Source organism: Bradyrhizobium sp. UFLA05-112, assembly GCF_053572325.1.
On the sequence record NZ_JBANBK010000056.1, the window covers coordinates 1 to 25,646 of the forward strand.

At 63.9% G+C, this 25,646-nt stretch carries 21 protein-coding genes; 10 read left to right on the forward strand and 11 right to left on the reverse strand.

Going from position 1 to position 25,646, the window contains the following annotated elements; translation table 11 throughout:
• The 5 genes from SO180_RS27900 to SO180_RS27920 all read right to left on the reverse strand — a co-directional run.
• A partial coding sequence (locus SO180_RS27900; protein WP_449382042.1) for an ATP-binding cassette domain-containing protein occupies positions 1-219 on the reverse strand: 219 nt, incomplete at its 3' end.
• Entirely contained in the window at positions 216-899 is a 684-nt protein-coding gene (gene biuH / locus SO180_RS27905) for a biuret amidohydrolase (RefSeq protein WP_449382043.1), read from the reverse strand. The genes biuH and SO180_RS27900, both read right to left, overlap by 4 nt.
• 11 nt (positions 900-910) lie before the next feature.
• A complete protein-coding gene (locus SO180_RS27910) occupies positions 911-1,837 on the reverse strand; it encodes an ABC transporter permease (RefSeq protein ID WP_449382044.1) in 927 nt (308 codons plus the stop codon).
• Position 1,838: 1 nt separating this feature from the next.
• Complete coding sequence (locus SO180_RS27915) at positions 1,839-2,951, reverse strand: ABC transporter permease (RefSeq protein ID WP_449382045.1); 1,113 nt, start codon at positions 2,949-2,951, stop codon at positions 1,839-1,841.
• The gene (locus SO180_RS27920) at positions 2,948-4,060 is read right to left on the reverse strand and encodes a BMP family ABC transporter substrate-binding protein (RefSeq protein ID WP_449382046.1); all 1,113 of its coding nucleotides are present in this window, start codon (positions 4,058-4,060) and stop codon (positions 2,948-2,950) included. The genes SO180_RS27915 and SO180_RS27920 overlap by 4 nt, the downstream gene beginning before the upstream one ends.
• A gap of 406 nt (positions 4,061-4,466) precedes the next feature.
• Here SO180_RS27920 and SO180_RS27925 point away from each other — a divergent pair, with 406 nt between their 5' ends.
• The 5 genes from SO180_RS27925 to SO180_RS27945 all read left to right on the forward strand — a co-directional run bounded on the left by SO180_RS27925 (position 4,467) and on the right by SO180_RS27945 (position 11,581).
• The gene (locus SO180_RS27925) at positions 4,467-5,726 is read left to right on the forward strand and encodes an allantoate amidohydrolase (RefSeq protein ID WP_449382093.1); all 1,260 of its coding nucleotides are present in this window, start codon (positions 4,467-4,469) and stop codon (positions 5,724-5,726) included.
• A gap of 98 nt (positions 5,727-5,824) precedes the next feature.
• Positions 5,825-7,198, forward strand: coding sequence for a hypothetical protein (locus SO180_RS27930; RefSeq protein WP_449382047.1), 1,374 nt, complete (start codon positions 5,825-5,827; stop codon positions 7,196-7,198).
• Between the two features lie 232 nt (positions 7,199-7,430).
• A complete protein-coding gene (locus SO180_RS27935; RefSeq protein ID WP_449382048.1) occupies positions 7,431-9,497 on the forward strand; it encodes an alkaline phosphatase family protein in 2,067 nt (688 codons plus the stop codon).
• Between the two features lie 99 nt (positions 9,498-9,596).
• Positions 9,597-11,153: a sulfotransferase family protein gene (locus SO180_RS27940; RefSeq protein ID WP_449382094.1), complete on the forward strand. Its 1,557-nt coding sequence runs from the start codon at positions 9,597-9,599 to the stop codon at positions 11,151-11,153.
• On the forward strand, positions 11,150-11,581 hold the full coding sequence (locus SO180_RS27945; RefSeq protein ID WP_449382049.1) for a hypothetical protein: 432 nt from the start codon (positions 11,150-11,152) through the stop codon (positions 11,579-11,581). The genes SO180_RS27940 and SO180_RS27945 overlap by 4 nt, the downstream gene beginning before the upstream one ends.
• Before the next feature lie 14 nt (positions 11,582-11,595).
• Here the strand turns inward: SO180_RS27945 and SO180_RS27950 are convergent, their stop codons facing one another.
• From SO180_RS27950 to SO180_RS27965, 4 genes are all read right to left on the reverse strand, one after another.
• Positions 11,596-12,915, reverse strand: a complete 1,320-nt coding sequence (locus tag SO180_RS27950; protein ID WP_449382050.1) for a dicarboxylate/amino acid:cation symporter — start codon at positions 12,913-12,915, stop codon at positions 11,596-11,598.
• A 116-nt stretch (positions 12,916-13,031) separates the two neighbouring features.
• The gene (gene acnA, locus SO180_RS27955) at positions 13,032-15,692 is read right to left on the reverse strand and encodes an aconitate hydratase AcnA (protein WP_449382051.1); all 2,661 of its coding nucleotides are present in this window, start codon (positions 15,690-15,692) and stop codon (positions 13,032-13,034) included.
• 21 nt (positions 15,693-15,713) lie between these two features.
• Positions 15,714-17,033, reverse strand: a complete 1,320-nt coding sequence (locus SO180_RS27960) for an MFS transporter (RefSeq protein WP_449382052.1) — start codon at positions 17,031-17,033, stop codon at positions 15,714-15,716.
• Between the two features lie 120 nt (positions 17,034-17,153).
• The gene (locus SO180_RS27965) at positions 17,154-18,038 is read right to left on the reverse strand and encodes a GntR family transcriptional regulator (RefSeq protein ID WP_449382053.1); all 885 of its coding nucleotides are present in this window, start codon (positions 18,036-18,038) and stop codon (positions 17,154-17,156) included.
• Positions 18,039-18,326: 288 nt separating this feature from the next.
• Here SO180_RS27965 and SO180_RS27970 point away from each other — a divergent pair, with 288 nt between their 5' ends.
• The 4 genes from SO180_RS27970 (at position 18,327) to SO180_RS27985 (ending at position 23,486) form a co-directional block, all read left to right on the forward strand.
• On the forward strand, positions 18,327-19,403 hold the full coding sequence (locus SO180_RS27970; protein ID WP_449382054.1) for a lactonase family protein: 1,077 nt from the start codon (positions 18,327-18,329) through the stop codon (positions 19,401-19,403).
• Between the two features lie 136 nt (positions 19,404-19,539).
• Entirely contained in the window at positions 19,540-20,202 is a 663-nt protein-coding gene (locus tag SO180_RS27975; RefSeq protein WP_449382055.1) for a TetR/AcrR family transcriptional regulator, read from the forward strand.
• Between the two features lie 13 nt (positions 20,203-20,215).
• Positions 20,216-22,081, forward strand: coding sequence for an adenine deaminase (locus SO180_RS27980; protein ID WP_449382056.1), 1,866 nt, complete (start codon positions 20,216-20,218; stop codon positions 22,079-22,081).
• A 13-nt stretch (positions 22,082-22,094) separates the two neighbouring features.
• Positions 22,095-23,486 carry an NCS2 family permease gene (locus SO180_RS27985; RefSeq protein ID WP_449382057.1) on the forward strand — a complete coding sequence of 464 codons (1,392 nt, stop codon included), beginning with the start codon at positions 22,095-22,097 and terminating at the stop codon, positions 23,484-23,486.
• 8 nt (positions 23,487-23,494) lie between these two features.
• Here SO180_RS27985 and SO180_RS27990 read toward each other — a convergent pair whose 3' ends face one another.
• Positions 23,495-23,713, reverse strand: coding sequence for a hypothetical protein (locus tag SO180_RS27990; protein ID WP_449382058.1), 219 nt, complete (start codon positions 23,711-23,713; stop codon positions 23,495-23,497).
• Between the two features lie 348 nt (positions 23,714-24,061).
• On the opposite strand from SO180_RS27990, the gene SO180_RS27995 reads away from it, so the two are divergent.
• On the forward strand, positions 24,062-24,250 hold the full coding sequence (locus tag SO180_RS27995; RefSeq protein WP_449382059.1) for a hypothetical protein: 189 nt from the start codon (positions 24,062-24,064) through the stop codon (positions 24,248-24,250).
• A gap of 15 nt (positions 24,251-24,265) precedes the next feature.
• Here the strand turns inward: SO180_RS27995 and SO180_RS28000 are convergent, their stop codons facing one another.
• Entirely contained in the window at positions 24,266-25,642 is a 1,377-nt protein-coding gene (locus SO180_RS28000) for a vWA domain-containing protein (RefSeq protein WP_449382060.1), read from the reverse strand.
• Positions 25,643-25,646 lie beyond the last annotated feature (4 nt).

The window sequence follows — 25,646 nt, forward strand, 5'->3', positions numbered from 1 at the left end:
GATCAGGATGTCGCCTTCGGTGGCGTGGTAGTAGCCCATGATGCATTTGACGAGCGTCGACTTGCCCGCGCCGTTCTCGCCGAGCAGCGCGTGGAAGGAGCCGGGACGCACCTTAAGCTCCACCTTGTCCAGCGCCAGGAAATCGCCGAAGCGCATAGTCATGGCGAGGGCATCGACGCCGAAGGCGCCGCTAGGCGGAGGTATTTCGCCGATGATCACGAGATCACCCCGATGAAGGCGTCAGATGTCGCGACCGCGCCGAACACGCCGCCCTGCATCTTGATCATCTTCAGCGCATGGTCATGGTTGCCCTTGTCGGTCGCGCCGCAGCAATCGTGCAGCAGCACGCATTCGAAACCGCGGTCGTTGGCCTCGCGCATGGTGGTGTGGACGCAGACGTCGGTGGTGATGCCCGTCAGCACGATGTTGTCGATGCCGCGCACGCGCAGGACCAGCTCGAGATCGGTGGCACAGAACGAGCCCTTGCCGGGCTTGTCGATGATGGGCTCACCCGCCATCGGCGCCAGCTCGGGGATAATCTCCCAGCCGGGCTCGCCACGCACGAGGATACGGCCGCATGGGCCGGGGTCGCCGATCCCGGCGCCGATCTGCCGCGAGCGCCAGCGCTTGTTGGCGGGCAGATCAGAGAGATCGGGCCGATGGCCTTCACGGGTATGTATGACGTGGAATCCCTGCTTGCGCATCACTGCGAGCAGCTTCTTGAGCGGCTCGATCGGCGCTCGCGTCAGCGACAGGTCGTAGCCCATCTTGTCGACATAGCCGCCGACGCCGCAGAAATCGGTCTGCATGTCGATGATGATCAGCGCCGTGTTCTCGGGGCGCAGATCGCCGTTATAGGGCCAGGCGTAGGGCTCGGACTTGATGTGACGCTCGGGCATGAGTTCGCTTCCTAGCGGGTAATCGATAGTTCAGCCGGCGCGCCCGTCAGCGTGCGCTTCGGCGAGCAGGTGATGATCATGATCGCCAGCGTCAGGATGTAGGGCGCGGCGTTGAAGAGGTGATAGCCGGAGGTGACGCCGACCGATTGCAGCGCGGGGCCGAGCGCCGCGGCGCCGCCGAAGGCGAGCGAGGCCCACAGGCACAGCATCGGATCCCAGCGCGCGAAGATCACGAGCGCAACCGCCGTGATGCCTTGGCCGGAGGAGAGGCCCTCGTTCCAGCTTCCGGGATAGAACAGCGACAGGAACGAGCCGCCGATGCCGGCGAGGAAGCCGCCGACCATGGTGGCGCGCAGCCGGATCAGGAGCACGGAATGGCCCATCGCGCGCGCCGCATCCGAGCTTTCGCCGGCGGTGCGGATGAGGAGGCCCCAGCGCGTGGTGCGGAAGGCCCAGTAGAGGATCGGCGCAAGCGCGACGCCGATCAGGAACATGACGTTGATGCGCAGTGCCGCGCGCACCTGAGGGATGTCGCTCCACCAGCCGAAGTCGATTGCGGGCAGCCGCGGCGCGGTCGGCTCGATCAGCGGCTTGCCGAGATAGAAGGCGAGGCCGGTACCGAACAGCATCAGCGCAATGCCGACCGCAATGTCGTTGACGCGCGGCAGCGAGCAGATGCCGGCATGCAGTGCGCCAAGCAATGCGCCGGTGACGCCGGCTGCAAGGACGCCGAGCCACGGCGAGCCGGAGAGATAGGAAATGCCATAGGCGCTCATCGCGCCCATGACCAGCGTGCCTTCGAGGCCGAGGTTGATGCGGCCGGAACGCTCGGTGATGCATTCGCCCAGGCTCACGAACAGGAAGGGAGTGGAGACGCGAATGGCGCCGCCGAACACGGCGAGCGGCACGGTCCAGAGTCCGATCGAGGCATCTGCCATCTCAGGACTTCTCCTTGAGAAAACCGATGCGGCCGTAAAGCGCATCGCTTGCCAGCACGAAAACGAAAATGATGCCTTGCAACACCAGCACGGACGCATCGGGCAGCCCCAGGCGGCGTTGCAACAACCCGCCGCTGGCGCTGATGCCGCCGAGCAGGATCGCCACTGGAATGATCGCAAGCGGATTTTGCCGCGCGAGGAAGGCGACCAGTATGCCGGTGAAGCCATAGCCCGCGGCGAGATTGGCGTTGGCGCGGCCCTGCACGGCCGCGACCTCGACCATGCCGGCGAGCCCCGCCGCGCCGCCGGCGAGGAAGCAGATTATGAGGATGAGCTTGTTGACGCCGAGTCCAACGATCTTTGCGGCCCGGATGTTGCCGCCGGCAACTCGCGCGGCGAAGCCGAACACGGTGTGGTAGATCAGGATGTAAGCGGCGATTGCGGCAGCCAGGCCGAAGACAAGGCCCCAATGCACGTCGGTGCCGGGGATGCTGCCGATCATGTTGACAGCGCCGATCTCACGCGTCGACGGCTTGTTGAGGCTTGCGGGATCCCGCATCACGCCTTCGACGAGATGGTTGAGGATGGCGAGTGCGATATAGACGAGCAACAGGCTCGAGATCGTCTCGTTGACGCCGCGATATTGCCGCAGCGCGCCGGACAGCATGATCCACAGTCCGCCGCCGATCACGCCGGCGCAGACCATCGCAATCTGGACCACGAGCGGCGGTAGGCCTTGCAACGCCAGTGCCGCGCTGGTTGCCGAGAGCGCGCCGATCAGCAGCGCCCCCTCGCCGCCGATGATGACCATGCCGAGCTGCGCGGGCAGCGCTGTGCAGAGCGCGGTGAGGATGAGCGGTGCTGCGCGTGTCAGCGTGTTCTGCCAGGAGAACCAGGTGCCGAACGCGCCCTGGTACATGTAGAAATAGAGGTCGAGCGGGTTCTTGCCGAACAGCGCGACGAAAATGCCGAACACCGCGAGCGCGCCGACCAGCGCCGCGCCTGGGATCAAGATGTACTCAATGCTCGCGCCGTGGCGCTGGAGGAAGCCCGCGTCAGCGACCGGGGCGACGGCCCCGACCGCACCGACGGGATCCGCCGCTTCCGTTGTCACGAAGTCGCTCCGATCACGCCTTCGACGAGGTAGTCCATCTTCTCGAGTTCGGGATCCTTCTGGCCGCGCTCGGTGCCGGCGGCAATTACTGTCTTGCCCTTGTTGTCGAGCAAGCCGCCCTTGAAGATGGCAAACCCGTCCGCAGACAGGAATTTGGCCTTGGCCTCCTCGGCCGCTTTGCGTGCCTCGGCCGACACCGCTTCGCCATAGGCAGATACCTTCACGATCTCTTCTTTCAGACCGCCGCGGTAGAAGTTCGGGATCTCTTCGCCGGCGGCGATCATCTTGACGAACTTCGGATAGAGCGCCTCCCAATTCCACTCGGCGCCGGTGAGATACGCCTTCGGCGCCAGCGCCGACTGGTTGCAGTGATAGCCGCAGACCATTGCGCCGCGGCGCGCGGCGTTCTCGACCATGGTCTTGGGACCGTCGACGTGACAGGTCAGGACGTCGACGCCCTGGTCGATCAGGCTGTTGGTGGCCTCGGCCTCCTTGACCGGCATCGACCAGTCGCCGGTGAAGATCACCTGCGTGGTGGCCTTCGCATTGACGGACCTGGCGCCAAGCGTGAAGGCGTTGATGTTGCGCAGCACCTGGGGGATTGGCTTGGCTGCGACGAAGCCGAGCTTGCTACTCTTCGAAGTCAAGCCAGCGACGATACCGGAAATGTATTGGGCTTCGTCGATATAACCAAAATAACTACCGGCGTTCTTCGGATCCTTGTCGGTCCAGAGGCCGCCGCAGTGCTCGAAGCGCAGCTTCGGGTACTTGGTCGCCATCTTGATCATGTGCGGGCTGTAGTAACCGAACGAGGTCGGGAAGAGCAGGGTAGCGCCATCGAGATTGATCATGGACTCGATGGTCTTCTCGACCGCATCGGTCTCCGGTACCTTCTCTTCCTCGACCACCTTCAGGCCCGGTATCTTCTTCAGCGCCGCCGCGCCCTGCGCGTGCGCCTGGTTGTAGCCATAGTCGTCGCGCGAGCCGACATAGATGAAGCCGATCGTCGTCTCGGCCGCGAAAGCCGGGCGGACACCGACTGCCGCTCCCAAGGAGAGCGCCGCGCCACCCTGCAACAAATGCCGTCGTGAAATCCTGCCAAGATCCATTGGATGCTCCCTTTGGCGGTGGTCCGCCCCTCTCTCGCGGCCACCGCCAGTCGGGGGCAGCCGGAATACGATGTCGCAAGCTTCGTGCCAGAGGTTATTGAGCAAGCAGGAGCGATTAACCCGTTATAAAATAAAGGCTTTGTTCCGGGGTCGAATCTTGGGCAGATGCCTTGGAGGCTAAATTATAGGCAGTATCACGACATTGTATGCAATGTAGTTAAGCAGTCTTAACTGACTTCCCTTCGACTATCCGTCTGCCGGATGGCGCTGTCGGCGCTGCATTCATGCTAACCAATCCGCGAGTCGGGCCATGCGCGCGAGGCGCGCTCCGGCACCGAACTTGTATCGATGGTCGTCGGGCCTCGCTTGAGAGGTTGCGGCCCGGAGGATGGAAAGTTTGAGCGAGATGGCTCCTGGTATCGCCGTTCAAAATGGCTCGCTCGGCGAAGGGATCGTGCGTCGCATCAACGAGCTCGGGGTCATCTCGGAGGACGCGGACAAGCTCACGCGGATCTATCTCACCAAGGAATTGCGCACCGCTACCGATCTCATCCTCGGCTGGATGCGCGAGGCTGGCATGCGCGCGCATCTCGATGCGATCGGCAATGTCTGCGGTCGCTACGAAGGCGAACGGCCGGGTTTGCCATGCCTGATGCTGGGCTCGCATTACGACACTGTGCGCGATGCCGGCAAATGGGACGGTCCCCTGGGTGTGATCACCGCGATTGCCTGCGTGGCGGAGCTGAACCGGCGCGGCAAACGCCTGCCGTTCGCGATCGAGGTCATCGGCTTTGCCGACGAGGAGGGCGTGCGGTTTGCGTCGACGCTGCTCGGCAGCCGCGCGGTCGCCGGCACGTTCGATGAGAGCGTGTTGAACACGCGCGACCGCGACGGCGTCTCGATGCGCGATGCGCTCGTGCAGTTCGGTCTCGATCCCGACCACATCGGCGCGGCCGCGCGGACGCGGCGGGAGCTGCTGGGCTATTTCGAGCTGCACATCGAGCAGGGACCGGTGCTGGAAGCACAAAATCTCCCAGTCGGCGTCGTCACCGCGATCGCCGGCGCGACGCGGCTCGCCGCGCGGCTGACCGGCATGGCCGGCCACGCCGGCACCGTGCCGATGGCGCTTCGCCGCGACGCGCTGACCGGGGCGGCCGAATGCATCGCCGCGATCGAGCAGTTCTGCCGCACCGATGAGGGCGGGCTCGTCGGCACCGTCGGCTACATCCACGCAAAACCCGGCGCGACCAACGTCATTCCCGGCGAAGTTTCGTTCACCATCGACATGCGCGCGCCGACCGACATGCACCGCAAGCGCGCGGTCGCCGACGTCGTCCGCCAGATCGAGGCGATCGCCAAGCGCCGGCAGCTTGCGCTCCAGCTCGACGTCACTCATGAGAACCGCACCGCGCCCTGCGCGCCCTGGCTGAAGGACCAGATCGCGCAGGCGATCGCAGCGGAAGGTTTTGGTGTGTTCGAGCTGCCGAGTGGAGCAGGACACGACGGTATGGCGATGATCGACATTGCCGACGTCGGCATGATCTTCGTCCGCTGCCGCGGCGGCGTCAGCCACCATCCGGACGAGCATGTCGAACTTGCCGATGCTGATGCCGGCGCGCGGGTGCTACTCAGGGTGATCGAGAATTTTCGGCCGCGGGAGGGGTAGGCCCGCTCCCGCAAGTCACCGGATGGAGACACGAATCAGACAGGGCTAGAATAATGGCCGCCCCCACCGGGATCACGAGACATCATTCGACAACGCATATGAATAGCGACATCTCTTTTCCATCCCATCGCGCAAACCGCTTTTATCAGGGACTGACCGCGACCGTTGTCGCCAACGCTCTTCAGGCGATGAATTTTCTCGGTGACCGCTTCCTGAGGAAGTCGCATCATTCGTTGTCGGCCATCGAGGATCTTTACCGGCACTCGATGGACAGTGCCTTTTCGGTGACGGAGTCCTTTCTTGTCACTGGCGCGCCGCACGCATCCGCTTACTACCCGCGTGACTTCGCCTGGTTCTATCCCGACGTCCTCGATCCCGAGACCATCATGGATGCGCAGGACGCGGTCCGGCGGGCACGGTTGCTCGAAAAGAGCGTCCGTCTCTTGCTGGAGGCGGTTCGCGCCGACGTCGTCACGACGACCATCGTTCCTGCGGGGCGTGCGCGGTATCTCGGCGTGAACTATTTCTCGCGGCCCTCGGACACGCTGCTCGGCATTCTTGCGGGTCTTCAGCAGATGCTCTCTGCCGAGGAGAGGGCGTCGTCTTATCTGGCAATGTCCCAATGCGCTCATGCCGGCCGTCTGTTGCTGGCCGAATATGGCGCCGACCTGAAACGGGCGATCTTGCACCTCGCAAGCGAGCTTGAGCCGTTCAACGATGACGGAGCCGGTCATTTGCTGTGCGACGTCGGCGCCCCTCGTTCCGCGGCAACGGACACGCGCGCCGAACGCAGGCGTTTCGTCACCAACGCCTGCGTCTATACGACCTTCGTGTGGGGCGTGCAGCTCGGCGTCGTCGACGAGAGCGAACTGAAGGCGCTGCTCGGACGTGAGCTCGCACAGTACAAGAAGGAGCTGCTCAGCCTGTTCGGCAAAGACGGTTATATCAGGCACTCCCTGGACGACCCGGCGGGCTCGCCGGCGTCCTCCGTCGCGCTGGATTTCGTCAGTGTGCATCGCGGATTCTGGGACCTGAGCGAGGCGAGCGAACGTGTGCTGTTTGCGGCCACGACGGATCTGGTTATTGCCGAACCTCGCTTTCGCATCCCGAGCACGTTCCACTTCCTGGTGTCTGCGGATAATCCGCGCAACAAGATGATCCACAAGATTGCGGCGCCCGCCTACCAGGGACGTTCCTCGTGGCCAACATTCAATGTCGAATTTGCCGATCGCATGCTGGACTACGATCAGCACGCGGGGAGCGATACTTATCGGTCCTACGCCCAGGGGATATTGAAGGACATTCGCACTGCGACCGAGCTCCATGGCGGTTATCAGGAATTGATCTCGGAATCAGGGCTGAAATACCGTACCTGGGCCTACAAGGGAGCCGTAGCGCACTCTTGGTTTCCCCGCTTCCTGTCCGTCTGGAGCAGGGCGTTCGGAACGCCCTTGCTGCATTGGGGCGACTGACCGGCGCTCGCGCGCCGATGGAACGTCGCGGGAAATCGCCGACAAGTCGTTGATCGCAATCCACAAGCCCCCCGCGCACGTCGCGCCGGTTGCGACAATTGGCCTCTGCACGTCGTCACAATCCCGTAACGGAAGTGATATGTCCGCGCAGCACGTCTGACAACTGCGCACCTTAGCCTGACATGTGTTGAAACAATTCTCTGCATTCAGGAAACGAACAGAGGGGCGTGCAATGCTTTCGAAAATGACACGACGACTACGCGATCGCACCGTGGTCACGGCTGGGATCCTGGCGCTGATGGGATGTGACGTCTATGCGATGGACAACAACGCTCTCGGTGGCAACAACAAGAATGGCGAGCGAACCGAGACGCCGATCAAGCATGTCATTGTAATCCTTGGCGAGAACCGCACTTTCGACCACGTGTTCGCCACCTATGAGCCGCGCCCGGGCGAGCGGGTCGACAATCTTCTTTCCAAGGGCATTATCACCAAGGACGGAATCCCCGGTCCGAACTACGCCAAGGCGTCGCAGTCCTCCGCCGTCGTCAACAACACCTTCTCCATCAACCCCGGCCAGAAGACGCCATACAACCACACGACCAACAAGGTGCAGGCGCCGGGAACCTCTTACGCGCCGCAATCCTGCTACACTTCAGTCGATCAAGCCGCGCTCAACGGTCCGGGCTGCCTCACCACGCTGCAACTCGCGGCCCAGGCCGACTATGGTTTGAGGAAACAGGACCTGCCGCTGCTGACCACCGGTGCGACGGGGCTCCCCGGCAGTTCGCCGGACTCGCGCATCGTGGATTTCGACAATCTGCCCAACGGCCCCTACCCATTGGTCACCCTCCCGCAAGGTGACGAAATTCCGGTAAGCCTCTACAAGACCTACGGCGGCAGCCCGGTGCACCGTTTCTACCAGATGTGGCAGCAGCTCGACTGCGATGTCAGCAAAGCCACTCACCACAATCCAAGTGGATGCCAGTCCGACCTGTTCACCTGGGTCGAAGAGACGGTCTCTTCGGGCAGCAACGGCAATCCCACGCCGAAGCCGCTCAAGGAAGGTGATATCGCGCTCGGCTTCTACAACGTCGCCCGGGGTGATGCGCCCTATTTGACGGAGCTTGCCCGCAAGTACACGCTCAGCGACAATTTCCATCAGGCCGTGATGGGCGGCACCTTCGCCAATCACATGGCGCTCGGCTATGCCGACGCGCTCTACTACGCCGACGACAAGGGCGATCCCGCGAAGCCGGATCACGTCCTGGTCCCCGGCTCCAATCCGCCGCAATATGTCAACGAGATCGAGAACCCGAACCCCGCGCCGGGCACCAACAACTGGTATCTCAATGACGGCTATGGCGGCGGCAGCTATTCGAACTGCTCCGATCCGAACCAGCCGGGCGTCGGTCCGATCGTGACCTACCTCAACGCGATTCACGTGTCGCCGCGCTGCGCGCCGAACGCCTACTATCTCCTGAACAACTATGTTCCGTCCTATATCGGCAGCGGCGCCACCGATCCGATCAACAACGGACCGTTCACGCTGCCGCCAGTGATCAAGCAACGGCACATCGGCGATGCGCTGACGCAGGCGGACGTCTCCTGGGCCTATTTCGGCGAGCGCTGGAACGACTTCAAGACCGCGCCGGGCGAAGGCACCAATTTCGGCGCACTTGATCCGGTCGCCTATCTCTATTGCAATATCTGCAACCCCTTCCTCTATTCGTCCTCCGTCATGACCAACAAGACAGCGCGCGATGCGCATCTGAAGGATACGCTCGATCTGTACGATGCGATCGCCAACGGCAATTTGCCGGCCGTGTCCATCGTCAAGCCGAGCACCTTCAACGACGGTCATCCGTCGTCGTCCCGGCTCGACCTCTTCGAGTCCTTCACCAAGAAGATCGTCGACCAGGTGAAGTCCAACAAGGAGCTGTGGAAGTCGACCGCTATCGTCATCACCATGGACGAGGGGGGCGGCTACTACGACTCCGGCTACGTGCAGCCGGTCGACTTCTTCGGCGACGGCACGCGCATCCCGCTTTGGGTGGTCTCGAAATATTCCCGCGGCGGGCACGTCTCGCATGAATACGGCGATCACGTCTCGATCACCAAGTTCATCGAGCGCAACTGGCACTTGAAGCCGCTGGGGCCGAAGACGCGCGATACGCTGCCCAATCCAGTGGCATCGGACGACAATCCCTACGTTCCGACCAACCGGCCGGCGATCGGCGATCTCTTCGGCAACTTCAACTTCGCCGATCGACACGACGACGATCGCGACGATGATTGATCTCGGCCGATAGCCTTCATCCGTATGACCCGGCGGCCGCCCGGCCGCCGGGTCAATCTCGTTTTGCTCATGCAGCATGGAGTCATCCGCGTGAACGGCATGCTACCGCCCAGCGCGAGCACCGCTTCGATCGACGCCGCGCGCCGCGCCTTCGCCGGCGGCGATCTGGCGGCGACCGAGCGGATATGCGCGCAGCTCCTGGCAGGCAATTCGTCGGACTGGCGTATCTGGGCGCTCCTGACCGAGACCGCGTTCTCGCGCGGCCGGCAGGATGCGGCGATCGTCAGTGCGGATCGCGCCGTTGCGCTGGCGCCAGCCAATCCGATCGCGCTGGCGTTGCGCGCCAAATGTCTGTTCGTGAGCGGGCAGACGCGCCAAGCCTGCGAAGTAACAGAGGCCGCGGCCAAACATCTTGGCGATGCACCGGACGCGCTCGATGCGGTCGGCGCGATGTTCGGGCTGCTCGGGCTTCAGCAACGGGCGAGGGAGCTCTTCCGCCGCGCGCTCGAGCGGCAGCCCGGCGTGCCGCAATATCTGTTCAATCTCGCTGCGGCCGAGCGGATGATCGGTGCGCTCGATGATGCCGAAATGCATTGCGACGCGGCGATCGCCGGCGACCGTCACTACGGCCTTGCCCATTACCTGCGCTCGGACCTTCGCATCCAGACCGCAGACCGCAACCATGTCGACGAGATGGAGGCGCTGATCCGCGAGGGGCGGTTGTCGCCGCCGGCCGAGATCATGCTGCACTTTGCGCTCGGCAAGGAATACGAGGATCTCGAGCTCTGGGGCAACGCGTTCGATCACGTCGAGGCCGGCTGCCACTTGCAGCATCGATCGCTGCCGCGCGCCCCCGCGGCCGAGATTGGTGAGGTCGATGCGATCATCCAGGCGCACACGCGTCGCTGGATCGAGGCAGCGCCGCGCGGGCACGCCGAGGCCGCGCCCGTTTTCGTCACCGGCCTGCCGCGCACCGGTACCACGCTGGTAGAACGGATCATCGCCAGCCATTCCACCATGCATTCGGTTGGCGAGACCAGTGCGTTCACGGCCGAGATGCGCCGTGCGATGGTGGCGCGTCCGGGCGGCCGGGACCTCGAAGGCATCGGCAGACGCTATCTCGACACGGCCGCGGCGCTGCGCGTTCCGGACAACGTCCGCTTCATCGACAAGACGCTGGAGAATTATCTCTATTGCGGCCTGATTCACGCGGCGCTGCCGTCGGCGAAGATCATCCTGGTGCAGCGGCATCCGATGGATTCGTGCTGGGCGATCTACAAGGCACACTTTCGCGGCAAATTCTCGTTCTCCTATCACCAGATCGAGCTCGCCGAGTATTATCTGGCCTATCGCCGGCTGTCGCAGCATTGGCGGAGCGTGCTGCCGCCGGATGCTATGATGGAGATCAAATACGAGGATATCGTGCGGGACCAGGCGGCGGCGAGCCGAGAGATCATCCGCTTCCTGGGGCTTGCCTGGGAGGACGAGGTGATGCGGTTTCACGAAAGCCCGGCGCCCTCGGCGACCGCCAGTGCCGTCCAGGTGCGCCGCCCGGTCTACGCATCCTCGGTTGGCAAATGGCGTCACCATGCCGAACGGCTGGCGCCGCTGCGCGAACGCCTTGCGCGGGAGATTCCGGAGGCGGAGCTGGTATGACGATGCGGCGTGTTGCCCTGCTGATCATGACTGCATCGGTCATCCTCTTGGCCGGCGATTGTGCGGCAACGGCGGAGGTGCAAGTCGATGGCAGGCCGGATGCCGTGCATATCGAGGCCCGCGACGCCACCCTCCGCGACGTCCTGGCGGCGCTGCACGACCGCTTCAATCTGCGCTATCGCGCGAGCGACACGCTCGAAACGCAAACGACCGGCGTGTTCGACGGGCCGCTATCGCGCGTGGCAGCCAGGCTCCTCGATGGCTACGACTATGCGATGCGGATTACGCCGGATGGCGTCGACCTGCTCGTGCTGGGACGGCAGCAATCGAGCGCCGCCGTCGTGGTTGCGGTGACGCCGGCAAGTGCGGCGAGGCCGCCGCTCACGGCGGCGGAGCGCAGGCACTATGAGCATGGGCACCTCCGCTAGCGCCCGACGGCGGCTTAACCTGCCGTCACGTCCACCGTCTCGCCGCCCTCCAGCACCTGCGCCGCCTTGGTGCGGTCGAGATCACCTTCCCAGGCGGCGACCACGACGGTGGCGACGCAGTTGCCGATGAGGTTGCCGACGGCGCGCGGCATGCCGATGAACCAGTCGACCGAGAGCACCAGCACGAGGCCGATCGCTGGAATGCTCGGCACCGCGTTGAGCGTCGCTGCCAGGATCACGATGGCCGAGCCCGGTACGCCGTGGGCGCCCTTCGACGTGATCAGGGACACGCCCAGCACCAGCAGGAGATCGCCGAAGGACAACGGCGTGTTGGTTGCCTGCGCAATGAAGACTACTGCAAGCGTCAGATAGATCGAGAACGCATCGAGGTTGAAGGAATAGCCGGTGGGAATCACGAGACCGACCACGGAATCCTTCACGCCCATCCGTTCGAGCTTCTTCATGATCTGCGGCAGCACCGCATCGGAGGAGGCGGTCGCCAACACGATGGTCAGCTCCTCGCGCAGGTAGGCGAGAAATTTGAGGATGTTGATTCCGGCGAGCGCCATCACGCCGCCGAGCACGCCGAGCACGAAGATGCCGACCGAGACGTAAAACAGCATCACCAGCGAGACGAGCTGCTTCAGCGAACCGGCGCCGTATTTACCGACGGTGTAGGCGACGGCGCCGAGCACACCGAGCGGTGCGACCCGCACGATTAGCCCCATGACGCGGAACAGCACGGTGGAGGCCGCATCGATCATGGTGGTGACGAGCTTGCCCTTCTCGCCGCCGACCAGCGCAAGGCCGACGCCGAACAGGACGGCGAAGAACAGCACCTGGAGCACGTCGTTGCGCGACAGCGCATCGAATGAGGTGCTTGGGATCACGTTGAGCAGAAAGGCTCCGATGCCCGCGCCCTGCAGCTTGTGGGCGTTGTCGGCGTAGGTGTTGAGTGCCTTGGCGTCCAGCGTCGAGGGATCGATGTTCATGCCGTGGCCGGGGCCGAAGGCATAGGCGAGGACGAGGCCGACCACGAGCGCTACCGTCGTCATCGCCTCGAAATAGACCAGCGCCTTGACGCCGACCCGGCCGACCTTCTTGAGATCGCCGGCACCGGCAATGCCGTGCACGACTACGCAGAACACGATCGGCGCCACGATCATCGAGATCAACTTCAGGAAGGCGTCGCTCAGGATCTTGAGGCTGATGGCGAAGTCCGGGACGGTCACGCCCAGGATGATGCCGAGCACCAGCGCCGCCAGGACCTGGACGAACAGCGAGGTGTAAAGCGGCTTCGGCTCGGCGGCCGGCGCCGCAGTGATGGTCGACATGGTGAACTCCCCCGGTTTGACGCGTCTTGGACGCCAAAAAGGAGCAACAAGCGTGCCAGATTGTCACGGTCTGGCTGGGAATCTGCTCTTTTTTCGATTTTCTCCAGCGCCTCCCTTCAAACCGAGGGGATGATGGCCCCTTCGAGGGATGCCTCGCCGGCCTGTTCGGTCGGGCCGTCCGAGTGCCGCCTCAGGATCAGCGGCAGCAGCCCGCCGACACGCAGGGTCTCACATTCCAGATTGGTTTCCACCGCCGCGATGGCAACAAAGCGGTAGATCTCGGCACCGTCCCGCAGGATGCGAACGTTCACCGCGGCGCGCGGCTTGAGCGCTTCGACGGGTGCGTCGATCTCCAGTCTGTCGTCCGGCCTGAGGCCCAGCGTTTGCGGCCGGCGATCGGCCGGCAGGCGGAGCGGCAGAATGCCCATGCCGATCAGGTTGGAGCGGTGGATGCGCTCGAAGCTCAGCGCCAGCACGGCACGCGCGCCGAGAAGCGCGACGCCCTTCGCCGCCCAGTCGCGCGACGAGCCCATGCCGTAGCGCTCGCCAGCCACGATGACCACCGCGCGCTGTTGCTTCTCATAGTGCTCGGCGGCAAGCCGGAGCGATAACCGTTCACCGGAGCCTGCAAGGATCGTCTGACCCGGCGGCAGATCGGGGGCGAGCAAATTGCGCACGCTTTTGTTGGTGAAGAGCCCGCGCAGCATCACTTCCCAGTTTCCGCGGCGCGCTGCGAACACGTTGAGATCATGCGGGTTCGCGCCGCGCGCGACGAGATAACGAGCCGCCTCGCCGTCCGCCGCGATCGCGCCCGCCGGCGAGATGTGGTCGGTCGTGATGTCGTCGCCGAGCACCAGAAGCGGCGTCGCCGCGTAATGTCCAAGGCGTGTGCCGTGGCCGAAGCCGGCAAATGGCGGCCGCCGGATATAGGTGGATGTGTCATTCCATGGAAACAGAGCCGTGCGAGGCGCCTCGAATGCCTTCCAATCGGCGCTTGCTTCCGCGGCGTCATAGGCGAGGCTGTAATCGCCCGACTTTCGCGCCAACGCCAGTGCTGTATCGATCTCGCGGCCAGTCGGCCAGAGATCCGCAAGGCGCACTTCGGTGCCAGCCGCATCGCGCATGATGGGATCATGCAGGATGTCGCGCGCGACGTCGCCGGCCAGAGCAAAAGCTACGACCAGCGGTGGCGATGCAAGAAATCCGAGCTCGATCTGCGAATGCACACGGCCGGGGAAATTGCGGTTGCCCGACAGCACGGCGACCGGCGCCATTTGCTTCTCCTCCATCGCGCGTGTCATGCGTGGTGCCAGCGGCCCTGAGTTGCCGATGCAGGTCGTGCAGCCATAGCCGACGATGCCGAAGCCGAGCGCCTCGAGATCGTCGAGCAGGCCTGAGCGTCGCAAATAGCGCTCCGCGGTCGGCGATCCCGGCGCAAGCGAGGTCTTCACCCAGGCGGGAGGCATGAGCCCGAGCCGCCGCGCCTTGCGCGCGAGCAGACCGGCGGCGATCAGGAGCCTTGGGTCCGAGGTGTTGGTGCAACTCGTGATCGCGGCGATCGCGATCGCGCCATTGACCGGCGGATCGGCCCGCTCCACGTCGGTGGTTGCAGCGGAACGTGCTAGCGACAGCGCCGCGGCGGTCTTGCCGGCTGCGATACGGTCCTGCGGGCGGCGAGGGCCGGCGAGGCTGACCTCGATCTCGTCGAGATCGATGCTGATCGTCTCGGTGTAGCGCGGCGAGGCTTCGGGATCGAACCAGAGTTTTTGGCGCCGCGCATAGGTTTCCACCAGCGTGACCTGCTCGCGCGACCGTCCGGTCTGTTCGAGATAGTCGAGCGTCCGGGCGTCGATCGGGAAGTAGCCGGAATTGGCGCCGAACTCCGGCGTCATGTTGGCGACGACAGCCCGATCGCCGGCGGAGAGCGCGGAGACACCTGGCCCAAAGAACTCGACGAACCGGTCCGCAAGGTCGATCTGTCGCAGGCGCTCGGTGACGGTTAGTGCAAGGTCGGTCGCGAGCACGCCTTCGCGCAGCCGCCCGGTCAGGCGGACGCCGACGACATCAGGCACACGCATCGTCACGGGCATGCCGAACATCACGCTTTCGGCTTCCAACCCACCGACGCCCCAGGCGAGCACGCCGATCCCGTTGATCATGGGCGTGTGGCTGTCCGTGCCGATCAGCGTATCGGGCGCGGCCCACGTTGCGCCGTCGCGGTGCAGCGTCGTCACGACGCTGGCGAGCCGCTCCAGGTTCAGCGTGTGCATGATTCCGGTGCCAGGCGGATGCACGCGCACGCCGTCGAGGCCCTGGCTGGCCCATTTCATGAAGCGGTAGCGCTCGCCGTTGCGCGTGAGCTCTTGCGCCATGTTCCGCGCCATCGCATCCGGCCGTGCGAACACATCGACGCCGAGCGAGTGGTCGGTCGAAACGTCGATCGGGAGGACCGGATTGAGGCGCTTTGGATCGCCACCTGCCTCCGCCAGCGAGGCGCGCAGCCCCGCAATGTCGACCAGCGCCGGACCGCAGGTCGTGTCGTGCATGAGAATGCGCGAGGGCTGGAACGCGATCTCGCTCTCGCTGCGTCCATCGGCGAGCCAATCGAGAATGGCGGCAACTGACGCATCTTGATCCGTACCGCCGGTGCGCAGCACGTTTTCAAGCAGGATGCGGTGGATCACGGGCAGGCGAGGGAGGTCCTCACCTGCCACGGCCGCGATGTCGGCGATGCGATAGGTCTGCGATCCGCAGCGAAGCGTTCCGAAATCAGTCATCTCTCGATCCTGCCTATGCGATCAGGCGTGTTGCTCGGCAGCCTGCGTCTGCGCTTCGTCCGTGTTCTCCATTCGGGCGAACCAGGTCATCAGGAACGACACGAACAATAATCCGCTGAGGAACAGGAGCCCGCCATAGGTACTGCCGGTGGCGTCCTTGATGGTGCCGATCGCATAGGGTCCGGCGAAGCCGCCGAGATTGCCGATGGAGTTGATCGCCGCGATCGACACGGCTGCGGTCGAGCGCGTCAGGAACAGGCCGGGCAGCGACCAGAACGGCGACTTGAAGGCGTAGATGCCGGCAAGCGACAGCGAGATCAGCGTCATCGCGACGGCGGGTTGTGCGACGAGCCCGGTGAGCGCCAGCGCGACGGCGCCCCACAACAACGGAATGGCCGAATGCTTTTGCCGCTCGCCGGTGCGGTCGGAGTTGCGCGACCACAGCACCATCACGATCGTCGCAAAGGCATAGGGCAGCATGGCGACGAGGCCGATCTCGAAATTCGTCAGCGACGACGAGAGGCCCTTGATGATCTGCGGCATCCAGAGACCGATGCCGAGATTGCCGACCTGGTAGATGAAATAGATCACCGACAGGAATAGTACTTTTGGGTTGGTGATCGCGGCGACGATGCCGAGGTGCTGAACATTACGGCGGCCGGCTTGGTCCTTGCGCAGCTCCTCGGTGAGCCAGTCGCGTTCCTGCGGCGTGAGCCATTTGGCCTGCTCGGGGCGATCGGTCATGATGAAGTAGTTGACGATGCCGGCGACGATGGCGGGGCCGCCTTCGAGCAGCAGCATCCAGCGCCAGCCGCTGAGGCCGAAGCCTCCGACGTGGTCCATGATCCAGGTGCTTAGGGGTGCGCCGATCAGATAGGACACCGGAATCGCCGCGGTGAACAGCGCGATCGTGGTCGCCTGCTCCTTGGCGCGGAACCAGTAGGTCAGATAGATGATGATGCCAGGAAAGAAACCGGCCTCGGCGACGCCGAGCAGGAAGCGCAGGGTGTAGAGCTGCATCGCGCTCTGCACGAAGGCGCTCGCGGTCGCGACGATGCCCCAGCTGATGAGGATGCGCGAGATCCAGATCCGCGCGCCGTATTTGTTGAGCGCGATGTTGCTCGGCACCTCGAACAGGAAATAGCCGATGAAGAAGATGCCGGCGGCAAAGCCGAAGGCCTCGCTCGACAGCGCGAGCTCCTTGTTCATCTGAAGCGCCGCATAACCGATATTGGCGCGGTCGAGATAGGAGATGACGTAGAGGCCGAAGCAATAGGGCACGATGCGCCAGGACACCTTGCGCATGGTGGATTGCTCGATGGTCGCTGTGGCGGCGGACATTGATGGCGTTCCTTGCTGCGTTTCGTCGGGGGCTTGTCGGCAACGCCACAACCTTCCCCGCAGGCGGGCGCCTTGCGGAGATGTATGCATTTTATAATATAAAATGCAATACGGTCGAAGTCAGACCTTCGGGACCTTAATCAGGCCGGCGCCCTCGATGTGCACACGAAGGAAGTCCGACGCCTCCTGACGCAGGCCTTTTTCGAGCAATGTCAGGATGTTGATGTGCTCACGGCACTGGATGGGAAGGCGGCTGCGGTCCACCGTGATGCGGTATTCCACCAGCCGGCGCAGCCGGTTCACGCGCTTCACCGCATCGAGAAAGAACGGATTGCGCGCGCAACCGACCAGCATCTCGTGGAACTCGGCGTTGGCGGCAAAGATCTCCGAACGCGAGGCGCGCTTGTAACCGCCGTCGAGCAGCCATTGCTGCTGCTCGCGTGCGGCCGCAAACGCCGCGCGATCGATCTCGAAGCTCGGCAGCAGCAGGGCCTGTGGCTCCAGCGCGACGCGCAGTTGATAGCCCTGCTGATAGCTCTCGCGCGAGGTGAGGAGCAGGCCGAACGCCCAGCCATTACCGGGCAGGCGCTCGATCCAGCCTTCATCGGCGATCTTGGTAAGGATTTTCAGGAGGCGCGTGCGGGAGAGACCATAGCGGCGCATCAGCTCGTTCTCGCTGACTTTGTCCGGAAGCTTTCCCGCCAGCCGGTCCTCGGCGATGGCGAAGTACCACTCGTCTTCGCGTTCCGGCTCGGCGTCCTCCACATCCGGCAGGTCGGGAAGCTCGGCGGCACTTTTGACCAGGAAGAAGCCGCGATTGGGCTCGGACCGGACCACCTTCATGTCTTCGAGGATTTGCAGTGCTGCGTTGATCGGCGCGCGCGACACCCGCAGTGCATCCGCCAGCGTCTGGCTCGGCAGATGCTGTTCGGCCTGCAAGCCGTTGGCGCGGATGTAGTCGAGGATCCGCGCGGTCATCTGGGTCGCGAGATTGGGGCGTGGCATGGGGCGACTCGGTTGATCCTCTCTCAAGAAGATGTCGCTTACCTGCGCGGACTGCACAAGCGGGACGCCAGAGCAGTTCTTGCGTCTCATAAAGAATTGTGTTTTAAAAAATAAAAAGCAATATGGGGAAACGTGACGTCCAAGAATTCTGTCCCTGCTCCGCTCCGCGCTGACGGCGCCCCGCTGTCGCGGCGCTTGTTCGCGAGCCTCGTCGCCGCCGGTGCGGTGACCGCTGCATGGCCCGGTGCATCCGCGTTATCTCAGACACAGTCCCATCCGGAGGACAACATGCTCGAAGGCTCTCGCTCATTCGTTTATGTCGGTGCGCGCACCACCAAGGAACGCAACGCCCGCGGCGACGGCCTCAACGTCTATGCAATGGACAACGCGACCGGTGCCTGGCGCCATGTCCAGCTCCTCGGCGATCTCGTCAACCCGTCGTTTCTCGCCTTCGATCGCACGCGACGCTTCCTCTACACGGTGCATGGCGATCTCAGCGACATCACGGCGATGGCGATCGATCCTGCGAGCGGCAGGCTTGCCGTGATCAACCGGCAGAGCACGGAAGGAAAGAACCCCGTCCATCTCGCGATAGATCCCACCAACCGCTTCGTGGTGGTGGCCAACCACATCACGTCCACGCTGGCGCTGCTGCCACGGCAGGACGACGGTTCGCTCGGTGCTGTCATCGATCTCGTCAAGCTGGAGGGCAAGATCGGCCCGCATCGCGTCGAGCAGCCCTTCGCCAAGCCGCATCAGGTCGAGTTCGATCCGTCAGGCGCGTTCATCGTGGTGCCGGACAAGGGCCTCGACCTCGTCTTCACCTACAGGATCGATGCCGAGAGGGCAAAGCTCGTGCTGGCCGGCAAGCCCGTGCAGGCGCGTGAAGGTGCCGGCCCGCGCCACGTCGCGTTTCACCCCCAAGGACGGCTCGCCTACGTCGTCAACGAGCTTGACTCGACCGTCACGGCCTACCGCTTCGATCCCGCAACCGGTGCGCTCAACCCGTTCCAGATCGCCTCCGCGGTGCCCGATGCCTACACAGGCAACAGCCGCGCGGCCGAGATCGCGGTATCGTCCGATGGACGCTTCGTCTACGCCTCCAATCGCGGGGATGACAGCATCGCGACGTTTGCAATCGATCAGGTGACCGGCCGCCTCTCGTCCGTCGGCTGGACGCCGAGCGGCGGCAAGACACCGCGATTCTTCGCGCTGGCGTCGTCGGACACTTTGCTGTTCGCGGCGAATGAGGACACCGACACGGTCAAGCTTTTCAAGCGCGATACCACTAGCGGCCGCCTCATTGCGACCGACCAGGTGGTTCACATCGGCAGCCCGGTTTGCATCCTCTTCAAGACACTTTGATGCGCCAGGCGTGCGCTCGGGTTGGTGAGAAGGCTTGAGCACTGGGCGGCTGTAGTAGAACGGCGCCCATTGCTGCGGCGCGGCTTGCCGCAAATCTCGGCTTGCCTGCCAAATCGCCAAATGTCAGACTTATGACATGAATACAGCCAAACGACGCGAATCGAACCTTCGCGACGAATACGCCGAGATGACGCGGCAGCGCATCGTGGCAGCCTTTGTCGAGACTTTAGAGGACGAGGCGGCCGACGACATCTCGATGGCAGCGGTGGCCAAGCGCGCCAAAGTTGCCGAGCGGACCATCTATCGCCACTTCAAGACCCGCGCGGAGCTCTTTGCGGCTGCCGGAGAGTGGATCGAGAACAACGTCTTCAGTTACATTCCCTTCGCCTCGCCTGATGAGCTGCCCGATATTTTCCGCAAGCTCTGCAAGCGCTTCGATCGTCATCCGCATCTGGCGCGGGCCATTGCGATGACGCGGGCAGGTCGCCGAGTGCGCGCGGGCTTCCGGCGCCACCTGATCGAGCAGCATCGCAAGGCAATGGCGCCGCTGGTGCGGCATCTTCCTGCGAAGGAGGTCCGCCAGGCAGAGGCGCTCGCGTCCTATCTCAACAACGTGCTGGCCTGGAACGCGATGCGCGAAGACTTCGGCATGTCCAGCACTGATGTCGCCGATGCGATCGAGTGGGCGCTCACGACTCTTTTGAAAGATGTCCGTCAGCGCGATGCCGCCGCGGCGCGCAACGGCAAAGCCGGCAAATCGCCGCAAAAGCGAACCACGGCCGCGAAAGAGCCGGCGTAGAACGAGGCATGCCATGAATGCGATACCCGACGATCTCCTGATCAACGCGCCCGACGAGGTCCGCATTCGCCAGGACCTCGTGCTGACGGCGCTCGGCCGTCGCCCGGCTGATCGCAGTCTGCGGGTCGGAAGATTGCTCGACGTCCATAGCCGTACCTGGAGCGAGGATCAGGAGATCGTCTTTAGGGGACGGCGCATCGCGTGGGTGGGGCCGGCGGGAAGCTATCCAGGCGAGGTCCGCGAGCGGGTGCACCGGCCTGATCTCGCCGCCGTGCCCGGCTTCGGCGAGGTGCACAAGCATATCGAAAGTTCGCATCTGACGCCGGAATGGGAGGCCGCGTTGGTGCTGCCGCATGGCAATACCTGGACCTGCGAGGCGAGCCACGAATTCTCCAACGTCAACGGCGCGAAGAATCTCGAATTCTGGTTCGAGGCACGCCGCCGCGGCTCGCCGCTCAAAATCTTTCCGCAGCCCGGTTCGGCCGTGCCACCGACGGCTTACGAATGGGGTGGCGGCTGGTATGGGCGCGAGGAGCAAGCGCGCTTCATGGGCGAGAGCCTGATGGTCACCGGGCTTGACGAAGTCATGGACTGGCCGGCGGTGTGGAACCCTGACAACCCTTCCTACAAGAGGCTCTGGGGTATGATCGAGGCAACGTTCGCGGCGCGCGGCGTCGTCGAAGGCCATGCCTCGGGCCTGCGCGATCTGCCCTCCATCAATGCCTTTGCCGCGGCGGGGCTCGCCTCCGATCACGAGGTGCAGACGCCGGAAGAGACCTGGGACAAGCTCACGCGCGGCCTGTTCGTCGAGCTGCGTGTCTACGCGATGGACGAGATCGTCAAATGGCTGCTTGCCAAGGGCTTGCAGGATTGGTCGCAGATCGCGTTCACTACCGATGACCGCAGCGCCAGCCACACGCTCGAGCTGGGCGCCAGCGATCACAACGCGCGGGTCGCGATCGAAGCCGGCCTCCCACCGGAGATCGCAATCCAATGTCTCACCATCAACCCGGCGCGGCACATGCGCCTCACGCCGTTCGTCGGCAGCCTCGCCCCGGGGCGCTTCGGCGATGTCGTGTTGCTCTCGGACGTATCCAAGCTCACCATCGCTGAGGTGTGGGCCGATGGCGTGCAGGTCTCCAATGGCAAGCGCTACCTCGGTGATGTCCCCAGGATCGAATGGCCGAAATGGGCGACCAGGACGATCAATATCAAGCGCACGATCAAGCCGGAAGATTTCGCGCTGCCGGCCGACCCAGGCCGCACCACGATGAAGGCGGCCGTGATCCGCCCCTTCCACTGGCATCCCGAGTTCTACACGCTCGAATTGCCAGTGCGGGACGGCGCCGTGCAGCGCGACGAAAGCGAGGCCATCACCAAGTTCGCCATCGTCGACCGTTTCTCTGGCGAGGGACGGGTTGCAAAGATGTTCTGGCGCGGCTGCGGACCTCGGACGCCGGAGACGGCGCTGGCCTGCTCGGTCGCGCATGACAAGCATAACATCTGGGTGGTCGGCTCGTCTGACGCAGCGATGGCCAAGGCGGTGAACGCGCTGATCGAGCTTCAGGGCGGATGGGCACTGGTGCGCGAGGGCGAGCTCGTTGCGACCGTGCGCTTCGAGGTCGGTGGGCTGATGAGCTGCCGCTCGGCACAGGCGCTCGATGCCGAGATGCAGGCGCTCTACGCCGAGGGCCGCAAGGTCGACTGGATGTATGAGCCGACCTTCCGGCCGCGCTGGTATCCAGGATTCCCTGAACGACTGATGTTCGCAACGCTGACCTGCGCGCCCTGGAGCTGGGTGCTGGTAGCGCCGTGTGAGCAGGCGCCGCTCGGGTTCATCAATGTGCAGACCGGTGAAGCGCACCCGGTAGTTTGGTAGGGGAGTGACGGGGATGAACGAGATGACGCCACCGCAAGCCGCTTCCGCAGAACCGGCGCCGCGCGCCGCCGTGGGCCCGCTCGATCGCATCTTTGGCCTCACCGAGCGCGGCACCAGCGTCGGCCGCGAGGTGATGGCCGGCGCGACCACCTTCGCGGCGATGGCCTATATCGTCGCGGTGAATCCGGCAATCATGTCAAACGCCGGAATGGACCGCGCCGATCTCGTCAGCGCCACGGCACTCGCCGCGATCTTCGGCTCGGTGCTGATGGGCCTTTGGGCCAACCTGCCGCTCGCCGTTGCGCCGGCGATGGGCTCGAATGTCATCTTCACCTATGTCATCGTCAAGCAGATGGGCATGCCGTGGCAGGGCGCGCTTGCCATGGTCGCCTTCACGGGCGTGCTGTTCTTGATCCTCAGCCTGTCGAAGCTGCGCGAGAAGGTTGCGAAGGATGTGCCGGAAGCGCTGAAGATCGGCATCCAGGCTGCCGTCGGCACGCTCATCGTCTTTATCGCACTACGCGGCGCTGGCTTCGTTGTGCAGAACCCCTCGACCTACATCGCGATGGGATCGCTGCGCAGCCCGCCCGTGCTGCTGACGCTGTTCGGTCTCCTGCTGACGCCGGTGCTGGTGGCGCGCCGGGTGCCCGCGGCGCTGATCCTGTCGATCGCGGTGCTGACCCTGATCGGCTTTTTCGTTCCAGGTGGGAACGGCAAGATGGTGACGTCGGTGCCATCAGCGATCATGTCGTGGCCGCGCTGGCCGACCAGCACCTTCATGGCGCTCGACGTCGGCTATCTCTTCAGCCATTTCGTCGTGGCGCTGCCGCTGCTGTTCTACTTCCTGTGCGCCGAATTCTTCTCGACGCTGGGCACGCTGATCGGCGTCACGGGTGCTGCCAATCTACGCAGGGCAGACGGTTCGATCCCGAATGCTACTGCGGCGTTTGCAACCGACGCGACGGCATCCATCGTCGGCCCGCTGCTCGGTACCTCCGTTGTCACGGCCTACATCGAGTCCATCACGGGCGTGCAGGCCGGCGGGCGCACCGGCCTGACCTCGCTGACTGTTGCGGGGTTCTTCTTCCTCGCGTTGTTCTTCTGGCCGATCTTCGTCATCATCCCGCCGCAAGCCACAGCGCCCGCGTTGGTGCTCGTCGGCGTCTTGATGATGCAGGGTCTCGCGCGCATCGACATGACCGATCTCGTCAATGCGGTGCCAATTGTGCTCACCCTGCTGGTGACCGTGCTGACCAACAACCTCATCAACGGCATGGCGCTGGGGACGCTGAGCTACATTGCGCTGGAGGTGACCATGGGGCGCCGCGGGCAGATTCCCGCAATGGTCTGGGGGCTGGGTGTCGTGTTCATCGCCTACGCGATCGTGACCGCGCAGATATTCTGAAGACAGGGCTACGCCGCCAGATCCAGCAGCCGGCACGATCCGCGCACCAGCACCTTGCGGCCGGATGAAGTCATGACGGGCACGCCGTCGCTGATCGCGACGAGGCCGAGTTTGACGAGGTCTTCGACCGCATGGGCCTTCGAAAAACGATGGAGCGCCGGGCAGCGCAATGCTTTCAGCATTTCCCACTGGTCCGGAGAAAGATTGAAGTCGAAATCGTCGTTCATGTTGCCTCGAAATACCTGACCGTTCGTGCACCGATTAGCGGCGCAGCATGAAAACCATGCGACGACATTGAGTCGGGAATTCGATTGGCTGTTTAGAACATCCCTTCACAAATTGCCGCAGGTTATTGCGCCACAATAGTTAAGATCGCGAGCACGAGAGTATCGTCCCGATCTTCGATCACCTCTTGATGATCGATAGTTGATGCTGCATCGCGAACTACCGCAGTGCACGGGAATAAGAGCTGTCCCATTCCGCGTTGCGATGTGCACAGGAAAATGAGACAAGCCGTTCAAGACTCTGTTACGGTGATTCCTGGGGAATGGCTTCACGCAGCAGGAGTGGAGTGCATGAACAGGCTGGTGGAAATTCGCAGTCAGGAATCCTTTTGCCGGGAACGTGCGGCGCTGGATTCGAGGCGCCGGGTTTTCTGGCTCGCACAGGCCGAAGAGTGGGAGCAGCGCGCGCTCGACGAGATCGCTTATCACTTTCGCGAGTGCAATCTGGCTCACGGGGATTTGCACGCACTCGCCAGCTAGCGGATTATCACCGGTTTACTGATAGCTCGCCACGATATCGGACACGGCGCGCTCGAGCTGTTGCGCGGTAGCGCATTGTCGCACCACGCTGCAAAATGTCGCGTAGCGCGGCATCTCGGAATCACCAAAGCCCCAGACCATGCGGCCCTCCGGATTGAGCCAGACCAGCCGCTTCGACCGCTCCGAGATGCGCCGCAGGATGTCGGCGCGCGGATCGAGATTGTTGCTGCGGGCGTCGCCCAGCACGATGACAGTGGTCTGCGGCGTTAGCGTGCTCATGAACTCATGCTCGAAGTCGTCGAGCGACGAGCCATAGTCGGATGAGCCGAAACCCACTTTGGACATGATCTCGGCCATTGCCGCCTCGGGCGAGTTCGATTCCAGAATGTCACTGACCTCGATCAGATGCGAGGAAAAGGCGAAGGAGCGGACGTCGTCGACCACCTCGTGCAGCGAGTGGATCAGCAGCAGGAAGAAATCGGAGACGCGGGCAACCGAACCTGAGACGTCGCACAATGCCACGATCTTCGGCCGATCGCGGTGCTTGCGCTTCCAGGCCGTGAGGAACGGCACGCTGCCCCAGGCGGCGTTGCGGCGCAGCGTGCGGCGGACGTCGAGATGGCCGCGCCGCTGGCGCTTGCGCGGCTTGGAGTAGCGCTCGCGCAGGCGGCGCGCGATCTTGCGGATCAGCGCGCGCATCTCATCAACCTGGCGCGGCTCGATTCGGGCCAGCGGCGCATTGCGCAGGATGTCGTTGCGCAGGTTTTCGGCCTCCTCGCGCGCATAGAGCGCGAGCCCCTGCGAGACCGTATCGCGGACGGCTTCGCGCAAGCCATCGAGCGCCGCGCGCAGACGCTCGGCAAGCGACGGATTGGTCGCGGTCAGTTCGTCGAGATCGTCGCGCAGCCGCTGGAGACCCATCGCGTCGAGGATGCGGCTGGAAAAGATCCCGCGCTGGGTGGAGTAGCGGATGTTGGACAGCGACGCCGCGCTGGCGGCGCCGGCGATCGCGGCGGCGATCGCGTTGCGGTCCTGCGACAAGAGCATTTGCGCCAGCGAGCCCAGGCCTTCGGTAGGTTGACCGCCTCCCGCGTCATTGGCCGCGTCGGGGGAGGGCGGCTGACTGCCCTCCGGAGGCGTATCGTTGTCGTTGGTCTCGGGTTGCTCCTGGCGCGGCTCCGGTTGGCTAAAAAACAGATCAAAGCAGTCGCCGAGCGCAAGCTTCTCGTCCTGCGACTTTGCCAGCGTCAGCAGCAGCGCGTCGCGCAAGATGTTGCGGTCGGAAAAGCCGACCTGCGCGACCGCGCGCATGGCGTCGATGCTTTCGGCGGGCGAGACGTGGACGCCGGCACCACGTGCCGCACGAAAGAAGCGATGGAGGTTCTCCCGCATCGGT

What these genes read in the sequence shown, in the direction of transcription:
- biuH (WP_449382043.1), bottom strand. Translation starts at nt 899, where the DNA reads ATGCCCGAGCGTCACATCAAGTCCGAGCCCTACGCCTGGCCCTATAAC.
- SO180_RS27910 (WP_449382044.1), bottom strand. Translation starts at nt 1,837, where the DNA reads ATGGCAGATGCCTCGATCGGACTCTGGACCGTGCCGCTCGCCGTGTTC.
- SO180_RS27920 (WP_449382046.1), bottom strand. Translation starts at nt 4,060, where the DNA reads ATGGATCTTGGCAGGATTTCACGACGGCATTTGTTGCAGGGTGGCGCG.
- SO180_RS27925 (WP_449382093.1), top strand. Translation starts at nt 4,467, where the DNA reads ATGGCTCCTGGTATCGCCGTTCAAAATGGCTCGCTCGGCGAAGGGATC.
- SO180_RS27930 (WP_449382047.1), top strand. Translation starts at nt 5,825, where the DNA reads ATGAATAGCGACATCTCTTTTCCATCCCATCGCGCAAACCGCTTTTAT.
- SO180_RS27935 (WP_449382048.1), top strand. Translation starts at nt 7,431, where the DNA reads ATGCTTTCGAAAATGACACGACGACTACGCGATCGCACCGTGGTCACG.
- SO180_RS27940 (WP_449382094.1), top strand. Translation starts at nt 9,597, where the DNA reads ATGCTACCGCCCAGCGCGAGCACCGCTTCGATCGACGCCGCGCGCCGC.
- SO180_RS27945 (WP_449382049.1), top strand. Translation starts at nt 11,150, where the DNA reads ATGACGATGCGGCGTGTTGCCCTGCTGATCATGACTGCATCGGTCATC.
- SO180_RS27950 (WP_449382050.1), bottom strand. Translation starts at nt 12,915, where the DNA reads ATGTCGACCATCACTGCGGCGCCGGCCGCCGAGCCGAAGCCGCTTTAC.
- acnA (WP_449382051.1), bottom strand. Translation starts at nt 15,692, where the DNA reads ATGACTGATTTCGGAACGCTTCGCTGCGGATCGCAGACCTATCGCATC.
- SO180_RS27960 (WP_449382052.1), bottom strand. Translation starts at nt 17,033, where the DNA reads ATGTCCGCCGCCACAGCGACCATCGAGCAATCCACCATGCGCAAGGTG.
- SO180_RS27965 (WP_449382053.1), bottom strand. Translation starts at nt 18,038, where the DNA reads ATGCCACGCCCCAATCTCGCGACCCAGATGACCGCGCGGATCCTCGAC.
- SO180_RS27970 (WP_449382054.1), top strand. Translation starts at nt 18,327, where the DNA reads ATGCTCGAAGGCTCTCGCTCATTCGTTTATGTCGGTGCGCGCACCACC.
- SO180_RS27975 (WP_449382055.1), top strand. Translation starts at nt 19,540, where the DNA reads ATGAATACAGCCAAACGACGCGAATCGAACCTTCGCGACGAATACGCC.
- SO180_RS27980 (WP_449382056.1), top strand. Translation starts at nt 20,216, where the DNA reads ATGAATGCGATACCCGACGATCTCCTGATCAACGCGCCCGACGAGGTC.
- SO180_RS27985 (WP_449382057.1), top strand. Translation starts at nt 22,095, where the DNA reads ATGAACGAGATGACGCCACCGCAAGCCGCTTCCGCAGAACCGGCGCCG.
- SO180_RS27990 (WP_449382058.1), bottom strand. Translation starts at nt 23,713, where the DNA reads ATGAACGACGATTTCGACTTCAATCTTTCTCCGGACCAGTGGGAAATG.
- SO180_RS27995 (WP_449382059.1), top strand. Translation starts at nt 24,062, where the DNA reads ATGAACAGGCTGGTGGAAATTCGCAGTCAGGAATCCTTTTGCCGGGAA.
- SO180_RS28000 (WP_449382060.1), bottom strand. Translation starts at nt 25,642, where the DNA reads ATGCGGGAGAACCTCCATCGCTTCTTTCGTGCGGCACGTGGTGCCGGC.